Genomic DNA, 13,177 nt, shown 5'->3' with positions numbered 1-13,177 from the left:
GCCCTTGGTTTAAGCACCGCTCAGCAACATGGTCTGATATTCCTATGCTAGTCAGCAACTTACGACATGAATCGCCACTGATTTGCTAGACACCTCGTAGCCATAGATAATGGCATATAAAGAGGTGCTTATGACCAACAAACGATACCCCGATGAATTTAAAATTGAAGCAGTCCGCCAGATCACCGACCGAGGTCATTCGGTTGCTGATGTTTCCAAGCGGCTGGATGTTTCAACTCACAGCCTTTATGCCTGGGTTAAGAAGTTTGGCCCGGATGCTGAGGCAAATAAGAGCCGTAATGAAGAGCAGTCCGAGCTGAAGCGACTACGCAAAGAGCTCCAGCGCGTCACAGAAGAGCGTGACATTCTAAAAAAAGCCGCGGCGTACTTCGCGAAGCAGTCCGACTAAGGTACGCCTTTATCAAAGAGCACAAGGACTGCTGGCCAGTACGCAAGCTGTGCCGACTTCTGGAAGTAAATCCGAGTGGGTTCTATGCATGGCTTAAGAATCCTCGTTCAAAGCGTCAGAAGCGTGACATACGTCAAGCCGGCCTGATTAAGCAATTCTGGCTTGAATCAGGCGGTGTCTATGGCTACCGCAAAATATACAGCGACATGCGTGAATACGGCGAAACCATTGGGATTAACCGCGTTCATCGCCTGATGAAACTCAATAAAATCAAGGCGCAGGTCGGGTACAACAAGCCGCGCCATCGTGGAGGTGATGTGCATGTCGTATCGCCGAATAAGCTTAACCGGGAGTTCAGCACCGACAAGCCTGATCAGGCCTGGGTAACTGATGTCACGTATATCAGAACTCACGAAGGCTGGCTGTATCTGGCGGTGGTGGTCGACTTGTTCTCAACGCGCGTCATCGGCTGGTCAATGCAACAGCGTATGACCAAAGAGCTCGTGTTAGACGCATTGCTGATGGCTGTGTGGCGACGAAACCCTAAAGAAACAGTCACGGTCCACTCTGATCAAGGCAGCCAATACACCAGCCACGATTGGAGCACATTCCTTAAAAGCAACAACCTGGAAGGTAGTATGAGCCGTCGCGGCAACTGTCACGACAATGCGGTGGCTGAGAGCTTCTTCCAGCTGCTGAAACGAGAGCGAATTAAACGAAAAGTGTACTCAAACCGGGATGATGCCAGGCGCGATATCTTCGACTACATCGAGATGTTCTACAACGTAAAACGCCGCCATGGTTTTAATGATCAGCTATCGCCAGTAGAGTATGAAAAACGATTTGAAAAAGTGGCTACTGAGTGTCTAGTGAACTAGTGGCGATTCAGTATGCCGTCGCGCCACCAGTAGTGCGCGTCGCCATGGAGATTGCATACCTCTGCTGCGCCCGGTTCTCGGACGTACTTGGCATGCGCAAAGACCAGATTCTTGAAGAAGGAATTTACATTAAACAAGGCAAAACCGGTAAAGCTCAGATCAAAGCCTGGTCCCCTCGCCTGCGTGCTGCAATTAAGCTATCACAAACATTAGTGACCAATCAGAAGGTCGTGTCAGCGTATGTGATCAGTAAGCCTGATGGTGGCCATTACACGGCCGACGGATTCCGCACCCGCTGGTCAGCTGCCAGAGCTGCAGCTCGTGAGCAGACCGGCTACCCGCTTGATTTCACTTTTCATGACTTGAAGGCTAAAGGAATTAGTGACGTTGAGGGGACCTTGCATGACAAGCAGCGGATTAGTGGACATAAAACGCCTGGACAGGCTGCTAGGTATGACCGAAAGGTTGAGGTGGTGCCGACAGTAGATGCCAACAACTTAAAAAGCTTAATTACTAACAACGCAAAAACTAAAACATAAGCTAAAGGGTTATATTTTGTCTTTTATAAAATGTAGAACACGAGACAATTTTGTTCCGAAAACCACCCTCTTTGAGTCATGGTACTCTATCACAATAGAGTCTAACCAAATTTCATTTGGTTTGTCCCAGTCAGGCATTAACCAAAGACCCCCACCGCTAAGTCCACGAGGTTTTAGCGGCTTGTTTTTATCTGGATTATTTCCGTAGGATAGGCACGAATGCATTGTGATGTCTTTATTAAACTGTTTGAATAACACTTCTTTGTCTAATAGCTTTCCAGCGTAGCCAAACCCCGAAATCCGCAAGGGTCCTCCTCCATTGAAAGCATTAGGCTTTCGATTCCTCGAAATCGGGAAGCCATGAATGAAAGCCAACGCTACACTGTTTAAGGACTCCCATTGCTCACATTGCTCTGAACACAAATATGCCAATTTATTTTTAATAATAAAATCGCTAGTTAGTTCAATGAAGGCAATATCAAAATGATCCGAGCCCTTAAGAGCTTCTGAGGTAACATAGCGACCAGCAACGTTTAAATAGCTGCTATGCCCTGCTATCTCGAGGCTGTGGCCGTGGCTGACAGCCTGCTTTAAAGCATGAGAAGCGGTAATTAGATAGTAAGCTCGCTCAAAGCGCAAAATTATCCCCGACGCAAGCAGCTGCCGGACGCCTTTATCGTTCTGGATAAACAGTGGGTGAGTGAAATAGTTAGCAGCGAGTTGAGCTGGTGCTAAAGCAGATTTGATTTGTTGGCTAGTGGGCAAGCGGCTCTCGCTCTAGTAAAAAAGGTCGCTTTATCTTATCGATTAATACAGAAAAAAGAATGCCATCTTCTACAGATATCTTCTACAGAACTTCTACGAAGGCAAATAGTTAGTGAGGACTATCATTGATAAGTTAATGGTGCCCGGGGCCGGACTTGAACCGGCACGCTCTTACGAGCGAGGGATTTTAAATCCCTTGTGTCTACCAATTTCACCACCCGGGCGACACTTTATGGAATAGAGCTTTGTTGCTTGCCTGAGAAGGCTAACAACTTAATGGAGGCGGGTCCCGGAGTCGAACCGAGATCCACGGATTTGCAATCCGCTGCATAGCCATTCTGCCAACCCGCCAGTTAAGCTCGACTGGCTCTGTGCCAGTGCTGGGCGCAATTCTGCCACCATCTTGCTGGTCTGTAAACAGTCTTTTGCAATAAAACGAACTGATTGCGCGTTTTTCAGACGCTTTTACGACAAGTGCCTAATTATTCGTAGTTTCTGTCCTAGGCTTAAGCAAATAAGCCTATTTTTCAACAGGTTAACTATTAAGCAACGGGTCGCAAAGTTTAATCTATGCTGGCAAGCAGAATATCCATAATATCGTCCATGGCGATAAAGCCGACTAGGTCGTTGTCGTCAAGAACCACCAGGCGTTTAACCCGATGCTCAGTCATCATCGCGGCAACATGCTTAACAGCAAGGCTTTTGCCGACTGACAGCGCAGGTTTGGCGCAGACATCGTAGACGTTGAGCAAGTCGATATCGCCTTCTTCGGCGATGATGGTTTTCATGATGTTGGTGTAAGTAATCAATCCAAAGGCATCATGATCAGCTCGCTTGTCGACCACCAATGATTTAAGGTCATGCCGTTTCATCAGGCTCAGCGCCTCGCGGATGGTGGCGAAAGGCGAGACACAGACCACGTCTTTTACCATTACGTCACGTACTTGCATTGCAATTGCCTTTCTGGTTTCGTTGGAATCGTTCACTAGTTTGTACCCTGCGAATTAAAGTTACAGTGTTTGTTTTACGTGTTGTTCAAATTTCTCGACCTGCGTCATATCGATGCCCGCCAGGTGCTCAAGGCCAAGCGTGAACACCAGCCCTTTGGAGTCATCCTTATCCGGCGGGTTGACGATGCTCTGCAACGACTTCAGCACATCAAGGGAGAGGCTTTTCTCCAGTACCATCACCAGCACACTTTGACTGCCGTCATAGGTCAGGCCAAAGAACGTTTTCTTAACCGTATTGCTGATACCTCTGGCTGACATCACGGTAATGCCGCCTGCGCCGTGTTCACGCGCGGCATCAATGGATTCCTGTTCTAGTTCTTCCGGCACGATAGCCACCAATACTGAAAACTTCATGCACTTCCCTCTTTCGTTTGGTCATTTGTTGATTCAACTGCGTCGTTTCGAGCTATGTCTTTTCGGCGCGCGATAAAGTCTGCCACGATGGCGTACGTCATCACGGTTACAATCGGAAAAATTGAGGCGAAGGCAATTAAACCAAAGCCATCAATCAGTATATTACGTCCTTCGATATGGGTCGCCAGACCGATGCCAAGCGCGGTTACCAGCGGTACTGTAACTTCCGAGGTGGTGACGCCGCCTAAGTCGTAGGCCAGGGCTACAATGTAGCGCGGAGCGAGGATTGTCAGCACAATCACCAGCGTGTAGCCGCCCATAATATAATAATGAATCGAGTCACCGCTGATGATCCGGTGTACACCAATGGTGATGCCGATAGCCACACCTATCGCTACCAGAATCCGAATCGCGTTGCCATTGACCCGGCCTTGCGCGGCCTCTTCTGCCTGTTGCCCTATCGCGATTAAGGCGGGTTCAGCCATGGTTGTGGCGAAGCCGATAGCGAAGGCAAACAGGTACACAAAGTGGATCGCCCCGAGCCCTATCAGCTGCTCAGCCATGCTGGTTCCAATTGGGAACAGGCCCAGCTTGAGTCCGACCACAAAGGCATACAAACCAAGGATAACCAGCCCAAAGCCAAGTGCAACCACGCGCGGATTATTCAGTTTTCGCTTGAGCACGATGTACTGAAAGAACAGTACGGTCAGAATAATCGGCAAGACGTCACGAACCATATATGCCAGGTCCAGTAGCATTTGCACCGCACCACCGGTTTTCCCGGTTTCCTGCTCAATCACCAGTTCTGCTGTTTCCGCGCCCCCGGCGTAGACCAGAATCCCGTAAACCTGCACGCTGATCATCGGCACCATCACCGCCATCGCGACCAGGCCAAAACCGTCCATTAACGGGTTGCGACCCCGGATCGATGCCGCCAGGCCAATACCCAAAGCCGCTATTAGCGGAACCGTGACAATATTAGTGGTTACGCCACCAGAGTCATAGGCTAAGCCGACAATCTCTTCCGGGGCAAAATAGGTCACCGCCACAACCACCATATAACCGATGATCATGATCCAGTGAATGGGCCATCCCATCAAGGTGCGTAACACACCGAGTGCGACCACCAGGCCGACCGAGGTAGCGACCAGTAAACGCAGCGTCAATGCATCGATGCGTCCTTCGCTAATGGTCTGGGCCTGTTCTGCAACGGCAATTAAAGCGGGTTCTGCAATCACTGCAGAAAAGCCAATGGCAAAACCAAACAGCAGTAAGATTGGCAGCGAGCCGCGCCGCGCAAATTGGTTAGAGAGGCTTTTTCCTACCGGGAAGATGCTGAGCTCCAGTCCCTGCAAAAATAGCGCAACGCCAAAGGCAACAATAAGCAAACCGAGCGCCATACTTGCCAGCCCATCCGGCATCTGTTGCAACACCAACGCCTGGAATACAGCCACCACGATGACAATAGGTAACAGGTTGCGTAACGCGTGGACGACAGCGTGATAAAAGTCCTTAAGAAAAGGCAAACAAGATCCCTCGTAGTTCTAATTTTAATACCCTGTTCAGTAGCCTAGAGTACGTTGACGACACACTGATGACAACTCGCCTGATAGGATGAAAGCTATTCTAGCGGACACAGCCCCTCTGGATCTTGCGCTTGGTCAAATGAAGTCATATGCAGAGAATAAGAGGGCTCCTATCCTGTAGATTCAGCTGGCGGCTCGCCGCATTGCCAGCACAATTCAAAGCTGCTGCCGTTGACTTCAGCACAGTTCTGGCACCGCCATTCATCACCGCTTTGCGCTTCATAGGCAGTGAGTACCTGCTTGGCCTCCACGAGCGACTCAGCAGGCACCCAGACTGGGGTGTACAACGCATCCATCGGCAACTCGCCAATGCCGCCCATCAGTCCCTGGCTACGCAGGCCTGCGCGGATCCCCTGGCGATGCAGCAACCCCACCAAAAGCTCGGCTTCCATGGGATTGCCCGCGCTATAGGCTTTAACCCAGTTACTCTGAACTTTCATCATACTTTAAACTGACTGACCAGCGCGTTCATATGGTCCGCCAACTCACTAAGATGACGCATTGATGCCCGCTGCTGTTTGAGGTTGTCATTAATTTCCAGCGCGCTTTCACGAATGGCGTGAGCAGACTGATTGACATGCTCAACCACACTGCTCTGCTCTTCCGTGGCGGTCGCCACCTGATGGTTACCATCACTTATTTGCTGGAAAGCAGCCTCTACCTGTTTCAGTGACTGCGCTGAGCGCTCGGTCAACTGAGTCACCGTCTCGGTATCTTCGCTGCCTTGCTGTATCGCTTTGGTCGATTTCGCCGCCAGTGCCTGCAGTTGCGCCACCTGTTCCTGAATTTCAGCGGTGGAGGTCTTGGTACGTTGCGCCAGGGTGCGGACTTCATCCGCCACCACAGAGAAGCCTCTGCCCTGCTCACCGGCTCGTGCGGCTTCGATGGCAGCATTCAACGCAAGTAAATTGGTCTGCTCGGAAATGTTATTGATAACTTCAACCACACCGTCAATCGCCTCGGCTTGCGCGGCAAATTCAGCAATGGTTTGCTGAGTGTTATTAATTAACTCATTCAGTGAGTGCATGGCGGTCGAGGTCTCAGACATGCTCTGACTGGTTTGGGTAACCTCAGTCAACGCCGATTCTGAATTGTCCGCGGTGCGATTCGCAATCGACGAGATATCGGCCACGGTCTGACCCATCTCATTGATTGCTGTGGCCACCTGATCCGTTTGCTCACCTTGCTCATTGGTTGCATCGGCAGTACGGCCCGTTAGGTCACCAATGGTATCAATGTCTTTTTTCATCAGTGCCTGCGACTCTTTGATGTTTTCCACCATATTTCCGATGGTACCGATAATCGCATTAAACCCTTTCGCCAGGTGGCCCAGTTCGTTATTGGCTGAGTCGTCCAGCCGTACCGTTAAGTCGCCACCGTCACCTGACATTGATAACAACTGGTCTCCCACACGACGGATTTTTTTACTCAGGTTATTGGCAAAAAAGATGCTGGCAACAACAAAACCGACTGCCAGTAGCAGGCTGACCAGTAATGCCCAGGCGGACACCGCATTGATCTCCGAGGACACTTCACTGACCGGAAAAATCCCGACTACGTTTAACCCGGTGCCGTCGACATCGGTGACTCCAACGTAGACCTCCTCGCCACCAATGGTGACCCGTTGCTGGCGAAATCCCTGAGCCTGTTGCCCGACAAACTCTGCCAGTGGCTGGTAATCACTAATATCGGCCAACGCGCGACCAATGAACCCATTGTCGCTGTGAGCTATCACATGGTTCTGCTGATCCACCAGAAAGATATAGCCACGCTCCCCAAGCTGACGCTCGGCGACCATCTGCGAAATCTCTGTGACATCAAAACCCAGACCTGCAGCCGCCAGTGGCTGGCCCGTTTCAGGGTCCTCGACCCGGGTGTTTACAAACAGCGTCAGCGCGCCACTTTGCTCGTCGGGGTCAATATTCAGCTGCACGCTTTCATCACTATTCATAAAGTCGAAGAACCAGCTATCACGAGAGTCCTGAGCAGACATCTCTTTAAAAAAGCCATTCTGCGTGTAGTAACGCTGATCCAGTGCGCTCACCCAGAACACAGCATCCGCTTCATTCTGCGCACCATAGCTGGCCAGAAAATCCACCGACTGCTGATGCAGTGAACTGCTGGTATCTGCCTGCCGTGTCCATTCATGCAAAAAACTATTCTGCGACAGCGCCGTCGACAACAGGATCGGGCGGTTAATTTCAGAGCGTACTTCTTCACCCAAGCGCCCTAATGCGTTTGGCAACAGTTCAGTTTCGGTCTGAGAGTAATAGAAACGGGAAAATTGTGAGATATTTACAAATGCTGCAGCGAGCGTAACAACGGTAAGCGCGATGGCCATGAAGATAACCAACAGCGTTCGGATCGGTAGCTTGTTCAAGTCCATTAGACCCCCAACAGCAAAGGATTGCCTGATATATGTACCGGTATCCTAGCGGGTCTGATTTAAAAAATGAACCTAAAACGCAAAACGCCACCCGAGGGTGGCGTTTTGTGCGAAATTTGGAGCGAGTAACGAGGTTCGAACTCGTGACCTCGACCTTGGCAAGGTCGCGCTCTACCAGCTGAGCTATACTCGCGTTTCGATGCTTTGCATTTTACTGCCAGATACGCCACAGTCAACACTTTATTTGCTTTAAGCTGACTGTTTGCGTAATTTTTAACTGATTTGACTACTTAGCGTTCGATTCGTCGGTGAGGTCTTTCCAGGCGTTATCCAGGTAGATGTACATCGACCAAATGGTCAGTACCGCAGAAACATACAGCGCCATGGTCGCAATCACTTCGATGCCTTTACTTCCCTGCCAAAGTAAACCTGTCAGAGCCACCATTTGCGCAATGGTCTTCAATTTTCCAAGGCTCGACACAGCCACTGCTGACCGCTTACCAATTTCAGCCATCCATTCACGTAGTGCAGAAACAATCAGTTCACGACTGATAATAATCAGTCCCGGGACGGTAATCCACAGACTTCCGTAGTCTTCCACCACCACAATCAACGCCGCCGCCACCATGATTTTATCCGCCACCGGATCAAAAAATGCGCCGAACTTGGTCATTTGATCGAACTTGCGCGCTACCCAGCCGTCGAGAGCGTCGGTAATAGCAGCCAAAACAAAAATAAGTGCCGCCAGAAAATGCGCATTCTCAACGGGTAAGTAAAACACCACCAGAAATACGGGGATCAGAAAAATCCTGAATGATGTCAATAAATTAGGAATATTCCACATGAAGTAGGCTTCTCTCGTAATTGGTTGCTATTCGTCCCGGAAGGCATGGTAAATGGTTTCAGCCATAGCACGGCTAATCCCAGGGACCTGTGCAAGTTGCTCTATACTAGCGCTTTTTACCTGTTGTAATCCACCCAAGTTATGCAATAAAGTTTTTCGCCGCTTCGGCCCAACGCCTTCAATTTCCTCTAATGTAGAGGTTTTTTTCACTTTTGCACGACGCTGACGGTGTCCGGTAATGGCAAAACGATGGGACTCATCGCGAATGTACTGGATCAAGTGCAACCCCGGGTCATCTTCACTTAACTGAATAGCCCCCTGGCCGAACCCGAGAAAGAGGGTTTCCAGCCCGGGTTTACGGCTTTCACCTTTAGCGACACCAATCAGCAACGGCGGTTGCGGCCAGTCGGCGAAATACTCTTCGGCCTGTTTTAACTGCCCTTTACCACCGTCAATAAACAGGATATCCGGCACATTATCCTGTTCAATCGCGTGTTTGTAGCGGCGTTCCATCACCTGCGCCATGGCCGCATAGTCATCACCACCGGTAATGTCTTTGATATTGAACCGTCGGTAGTCAGACTTTAATGGCCCCTGCTGATCGAAAACGACGCAGGAGGCGACGGTCTGATCGCCCATGGTATGGGAAATATCAAAACATTCCATCCGTTCAACAGGTTTATCAACATCCCATACCCGCGCCTTCTCCAGCGCCTTCTTCAGTGCCGACAAGCGGTTTGCCATAGTGGTCTGTGAGCTGAGCTTGCTACTCACCGAATTCATCGCGTTTTTATTCGCCAGCGACTGATAACGCGCCCGCTCACCACGGCTGGTGGCATTGATTTTCAGAGGCTTCTCAAGCGCATCGCTCAGCGCCGTCTGGACATCACTACTAATGGTCTCGCCATGCGGCAAAATGACTTCCGCCGGGATCTGCCCTGCCCGCTGTTGATTCAAGTAAAACTGAAGCAGAAACGATTCTAACAATTCACTGTTATCGGTATTCGCCGGAACTTTAGGGAAATAGCTGCGACTACCCTGAACCTGACCATCGCGAATAAAAAGCACCTGAATACAACTAAAGCCACTTTCACGATGCAAGCCAATCACATCCAGCATCGACTGGCTGCCGCTCACAGCGTTCTTGTCCTGAACCTGACGCAAGGCGCCTATCTGATCACGAAAACGGGCCGCCTTTTCAAACTCCAGCTGGGCACTGGCTTCTTCCATGCGTTGCATCAGGCTGTCCACTACCTGTTGATTCTTACCGCGTAAGAATAGCTTGGCTAAATCCACCTGCTGTTGATACTCGGCTTCGGTCGGCAGACCCACACAAGGTGCCAGGCAACGCTTAAGCTGGTGCTGCAGGCACGGCCGACTGCGCGCGCGATAATAACTGTCGTCGCACTGGCGTACCGGAAACAGTTTCTGCAGCAAGCGCAGGCTTTCACGCACCGCTGAACCATTCGGAAAGGGCCCGAAATACTCCCCTTTTTCACGTTTGGTGCCACGATGAAAGGCGATCCGGGGATGTTCATGGGCAGAGATAAAAATATATGGGTACGACTTATCGTCGCGCAGCAGCACGTTGTAGCGTGGACGAAACTTTTTGATGAAACTGTTTTCCAGGATCAGCGCTTCGGTTTCTGAGTTGGTAACAGTGACATCCATGGTCGCAATATTTTTAACCAATGCCTTGGTTTTAACTGCATCGACCTGCTTACGAAAGTAACTACTCACCCGCTTGCGCAGGTCTTTTGCTTTACCGACATAAATAACTACCCCATCAGCGTCATACATCCGGTAAACACCGGGCTGATGGGTTAGGTTATTAATGAAAGCCTGGGCGTCAAAGCTAGAATTCATGGGCACTCGTGGATACTTCAAAGTGCCCATAGCATAGCAAATTTACTCGCGAACAGGTAACCGCCCGTGCTCATATGGATTCGGCGTCAACGGCACTAAACCTGTACTGATCGCCAGATGGACCAACTGCACATCGCTTTGCGTATTGGTCTTTTTAAACAGGCGGTAGCGGAAGGTGTTGACTGTCTTGCGCGAGATAAACAAACGTGACGCAATGTCATTGACCGTATCGCCGCTGCAAAGCAGCTGTAGAACTAGCCGTTCGCGTTTGCTTAAACCACTGAGCAGAGGCTGCTCATCACCGTTTTGCTTGATGCGGCGGAAAATGCCGGTTAGATACGGCGTGAAGTACTTGTAGCCGAGGTGAACCTGCATGCAGGCCTTTAACCACTCTTCGGCCTCTGTGTACTGGTACATGTACGCATCAATTTCTTCATCTGCAATATAGTGGTCAATCGCACTGCCCACCTTAAAGCACCAGAAAATGATCCGCGTTAGTGGTGCCTGACGTTTGATCGCGCGAATTAACGACTTTGACCCCTGGGCGCAGAAATTCGAGTCGAGTATGACGATCCGCTCTGCAGGCCCGCGTAATTCATGCAGTAACTGGTGGCGGTTCTGAACATTTGCAGTACAACGCCAATGCTCATGTTCAAAGGTTGCCTGCAAACCCGCCCGGCAGACGTCCCCGCTGACGGCGATAATAAGTTGTCGCATAATAATACATCCTTGTTTTGTGTTGGTGTTATGCCTCTTGATTGTGTTGTCGTCGGGCCGGTTTTATTATTTTTGTTACCTGCCTGTACACTTTTTGTTCTAGGTAGCATTACCTAGCATCGCAATACACCAAAAGTACGATATTGGCTAATTCAACTGCTATCACAGCGAGCGACATGCAATTGGTGTAAAATTGACCTCATTTGAAGACAAAGTCGGTAAATCGGCGAAAAACAATACAAGCTGCACAAAAACGCAACAGTCAGCATTTTTTTTTAAGTTTGGGCTTTACAAGCTGCCGCAAGCTCTTTAATATTCGCCTCGTCCTGCTGAGGCAGGCCCCGGAGAGATGGCAGAGCTCGGTTTAATGCACCTGACTTGAAATCAGGCGTGGGGCAACCCACCGGGGGTTCGAATCCCTCTCTCTCCGCCACATTAAAAAGAAAAGGCCCCACGCGAAAGCGCGGGGCCTTTTCTTTTACCATCACTACCCTGCTAAAACTCTAGAATACACCCCCGAAAGTGCGCTAAGATGGGAACCAGTCAGGCTTAATGAGGTCAATGTTTACGTTCTCATTTACCATCGTATACAAGCCTAAATTTGCAAGGAAACTGGAGTACTACCACGATGAATAATCCTACGGTGCATACAACTCGCTCAAGTACTGCGAGCATCGAAACGAACAAAGTACTGCGCAATACCTACACCCTGCTGGCGATGACCCTGGCATGGTCCGCTGCTGTAGCTGGTTTCAGTATGGCGTTAAACCTGCCGCACCCTGGCATTATTGTAATGCTGGTTGGGTTTTACGGCTTGTTATTCTTAACTCATAAAACAGCGAACAGTTCATTAGGTCTGCTTTCAGTTTTCGCCCTGACCGGCTTTATGGGTTATACCCTGGGTCCAATTCTTAATTACGCTATCGGCACCGGTGGTGGCGAAATCGTGATGATGGCCTTTGGTGGTACCGCGTTAATTTTCTTCTCGCTGTCGGCCTACGTGCTGACCACGAAGAAAGATATGTCTTTCCTTGGCGGCATGATGGTTGCTGGTTTTGTGGTTATCGTCGTTGGCTTTATCGCCAACCTGTTCCTGCAAATGCCTGCTCTCGGCCTGGCCTTGAGCGCCCTGTTTATTCTGTTTTCAGCGGGTGCGATCCTGATGCAGACCAGCGCAATTATCAATGGCGGCGAGCGTAACTACATTCTTGCGACCGTGACCCTGTTCGTCTCGCTGTACAACATCTTCGTCAGCCTGTTGAACATTCTGATGGCGTTTGGCCGCGAATAATCGCGACTAGCTAGCACGTCAATTCAGAACACGCTTATTTAGCATACAACGCCCCGTGGTCAACACCACGGGGCGTTTTTATTAGCGTCAGATCCGTTATACTGGCCACCTGACTGACTTTCTGAACTCTAGAGCGCACCATGGCATCTATTACCTGTCTGATTCAACACAGCCCGGAACAAGGGCACCACAGCTACAGTGCCTACAAATTTTGTCAGGCAGCAGTAGCCAAAGGCCATCAAATCAAGCAAGTTTTCTTTTATGGTGACGCTGTCCACCATGGCAACGCCCTCGCCCATCAAAGCGCGGATGAACAGGATGTTCGCCAGCTGTGGCAATCACTGGCCAGCAATCATCAGTTTCCATTGGTGATCTGTGCCACCGTCGCGGCCCGTCATGGCATCGTCGCTGCCGGTGATTTGAAAGACTTCAGTGATGGAAACCTCGCGCCCGGTTATCACGCCGGTGGACTCGCGGAATACATGGAAGCGGTTGCCACCAGCGATCGGCTGGTGCAGTTTTAAGGAGCTCG

At 50.2% G+C, this 13,177-nt stretch carries 13 protein-coding genes and 4 tRNA genes; 5 read left to right on the top strand and 12 right to left on the bottom strand.

Going from position 1 to position 13,177, the window contains the following annotated elements:
* The first annotated feature begins 130 nt into the window (after positions 1-130).
* Positions 131-1,287 (top strand): IS3 family transposase gene (locus CWE14_RS08845; protein ID WP_420837102.1). Its coding sequence is split into 2 segments (ribosomal slippage): positions 131-368 and positions 368-1,287, totalling 1,158 coding nucleotides; the frame shifts between segments, so codons are not numbered across the junction.
* Positions 1,272-1,826: a tyrosine-type recombinase/integrase gene (locus CWE14_RS08840; protein ID WP_198676560.1), complete on the top strand. Its 555-nt coding sequence runs from the start codon at positions 1,272-1,274 to the stop codon at positions 1,824-1,826. The genes CWE14_RS08845 and CWE14_RS08840 overlap by 16 nt, the downstream gene beginning before the upstream one ends.
* Before the next feature lie 9 nt (positions 1,827-1,835).
* Here the strand turns inward: CWE14_RS08840 and CWE14_RS08835 are convergent, their stop codons facing one another.
* The 12 genes from CWE14_RS08835 to CWE14_RS08780 all read right to left on the bottom strand — a co-directional run bounded on the left by CWE14_RS08835 (position 1,836) and on the right by CWE14_RS08780 (position 11,354).
* The gene (locus CWE14_RS08835; protein WP_126799026.1) at positions 1,836-2,591 is read right to left on the bottom strand and encodes a hypothetical protein; all 756 of its coding nucleotides are present in this window, start codon (positions 2,589-2,591) and stop codon (positions 1,836-1,838) included.
* Between the two features lie 137 nt (positions 2,592-2,728).
* Positions 2,729-2,815: transfer RNA gene (locus CWE14_RS08830), tRNA-Leu, on the bottom strand.
* A 53-nt stretch (positions 2,816-2,868) separates the two neighbouring features.
* Positions 2,869-2,942 (bottom strand) — tRNA-Cys (locus tag CWE14_RS08825).
* A 212-nt stretch (positions 2,943-3,154) separates the two neighbouring features.
* Positions 3,155-3,541 carry a CBS domain-containing protein gene (locus CWE14_RS08820; protein WP_126787667.1) on the bottom strand — a complete coding sequence of 129 codons (387 nt, stop codon included), beginning with the start codon at positions 3,539-3,541 and terminating at the stop codon, positions 3,155-3,157.
* 60 nt (positions 3,542-3,601) lie between these two features.
* Positions 3,602-3,955, bottom strand: a complete 354-nt coding sequence (locus CWE14_RS08815; RefSeq protein WP_126787666.1) for a transcriptional regulator — start codon at positions 3,953-3,955, stop codon at positions 3,602-3,604.
* A complete protein-coding gene (locus CWE14_RS14855) occupies positions 3,952-5,481 on the bottom strand; it encodes a DUF1538 domain-containing protein (RefSeq protein WP_126799025.1) in 1,530 nt (509 codons plus the stop codon). Before CWE14_RS14855 ends, CWE14_RS08815 begins: the two co-directional genes overlap by 4 nt.
* A 170-nt stretch (positions 5,482-5,651) precedes the next feature.
* The gene (locus CWE14_RS08805; RefSeq protein WP_126799024.1) at positions 5,652-5,984 is read right to left on the bottom strand and encodes a putative signal transducing protein; all 333 of its coding nucleotides are present in this window, start codon (positions 5,982-5,984) and stop codon (positions 5,652-5,654) included.
* Positions 5,981-7,927 carry a methyl-accepting chemotaxis protein gene (locus tag CWE14_RS08800; protein WP_198676559.1) on the bottom strand — a complete coding sequence of 649 codons (1,947 nt, stop codon included), beginning with the start codon at positions 7,925-7,927 and terminating at the stop codon, positions 5,981-5,983. Before CWE14_RS08800 ends, CWE14_RS08805 begins: the two co-directional genes overlap by 4 nt.
* Positions 7,928-8,044: 117 nt before the next feature.
* Positions 8,045-8,120, bottom strand: a tRNA-Gly gene (locus CWE14_RS08795).
* A 93-nt stretch (positions 8,121-8,213) separates the two neighbouring features.
* Positions 8,214-8,771: a CDP-diacylglycerol--glycerol-3-phosphate 3-phosphatidyltransferase gene (pgsA, locus tag CWE14_RS08790; RefSeq protein WP_126799023.1), complete on the bottom strand. Its 558-nt coding sequence runs from the start codon at positions 8,769-8,771 to the stop codon at positions 8,214-8,216.
* 27 nt (positions 8,772-8,798) lie between these two features.
* Positions 8,799-10,637, bottom strand: a complete 1,839-nt coding sequence (gene uvrC / locus CWE14_RS08785; protein WP_126799022.1) for an excinuclease ABC subunit UvrC — start codon at positions 10,635-10,637, stop codon at positions 8,799-8,801.
* Between the two features lie 42 nt (positions 10,638-10,679).
* On the bottom strand, positions 10,680-11,354 hold the full coding sequence (locus CWE14_RS08780) for a LuxR C-terminal-related transcriptional regulator (RefSeq protein WP_126787661.1): 675 nt from the start codon (positions 11,352-11,354) through the stop codon (positions 10,680-10,682).
* 343 nt (positions 11,355-11,697) lie between these two features.
* Between CWE14_RS08780 and CWE14_RS08775 the strand changes: the two genes are divergently transcribed.
* The 3 genes from CWE14_RS08775 (at position 11,698) to tusD (ending at position 13,169) form a co-directional block, all read left to right on the top strand.
* Positions 11,698-11,787, top strand: a tRNA-Ser gene (locus tag CWE14_RS08775).
* Positions 11,788-11,982: 195 nt separating this feature from the next.
* The gene (locus CWE14_RS08770) at positions 11,983-12,645 is read left to right on the top strand and encodes a Bax inhibitor-1/YccA family protein (RefSeq protein WP_126799021.1); all 663 of its coding nucleotides are present in this window, start codon (positions 11,983-11,985) and stop codon (positions 12,643-12,645) included.
* A gap of 140 nt (positions 12,646-12,785) precedes the next feature.
* On the top strand, positions 12,786-13,169 hold the full coding sequence (tusD, locus tag CWE14_RS08765) for a sulfurtransferase complex subunit TusD (protein WP_126799020.1): 384 nt from the start codon (positions 12,786-12,788) through the stop codon (positions 13,167-13,169).
* Positions 13,170-13,177 lie beyond the last annotated feature (8 nt).

It is taken from the genome of Aliidiomarina soli (assembly GCF_003986975.1).
Classification (GTDB): Bacteria; Pseudomonadota; Gammaproteobacteria; order Enterobacterales; family Alteromonadaceae; genus Aliidiomarina; species Aliidiomarina soli.
Note: the sequence above shows the minus strand (reverse complement) of the source record. Positions and strands in the feature narration are given on the sequence as shown.

Excerpts from the sequence above, each read along its gene's own strand:
- CWE14_RS08820 (WP_126787667.1), bottom strand. The coding sequence starts at position 3,541 with ATGCAAGTACGTGACGTAATGGTAAAAGACGTGGTCTGTGTCTCGCCT.
- CWE14_RS08815 (WP_126787666.1), bottom strand. The coding sequence starts at position 3,955 with ATGAAGTTTTCAGTATTGGTGGCTATCGTGCCGGAAGAACTAGAACAG.
- CWE14_RS08805 (WP_126799024.1), bottom strand. The coding sequence starts at position 5,984 with ATGATGAAAGTTCAGAGTAACTGGGTTAAAGCCTATAGCGCGGGCAAT.
- CWE14_RS08800 (WP_198676559.1), bottom strand. The coding sequence starts at position 7,927 with ATGGACTTGAACAAGCTACCGATCCGAACGCTGTTGGTTATCTTCATG.
- pgsA (WP_126799023.1), bottom strand. The coding sequence starts at position 8,771 with ATGTGGAATATTCCTAATTTATTGACATCATTCAGGATTTTTCTGATC.
- uvrC (WP_126799022.1), bottom strand. The coding sequence starts at position 10,637 with ATGAATTCTAGCTTTGACGCCCAGGCTTTCATTAATAACCTAACCCAT.
- CWE14_RS08780 (WP_126787661.1), bottom strand. The coding sequence starts at position 11,354 with ATGCGACAACTTATTATCGCCGTCAGCGGGGACGTCTGCCGGGCGGGT.
- CWE14_RS08770 (WP_126799021.1), top strand. The coding sequence starts at position 11,983 with ATGAATAATCCTACGGTGCATACAACTCGCTCAAGTACTGCGAGCATC.
- tusD (WP_126799020.1), top strand. The coding sequence starts at position 12,786 with ATGGCATCTATTACCTGTCTGATTCAACACAGCCCGGAACAAGGGCAC.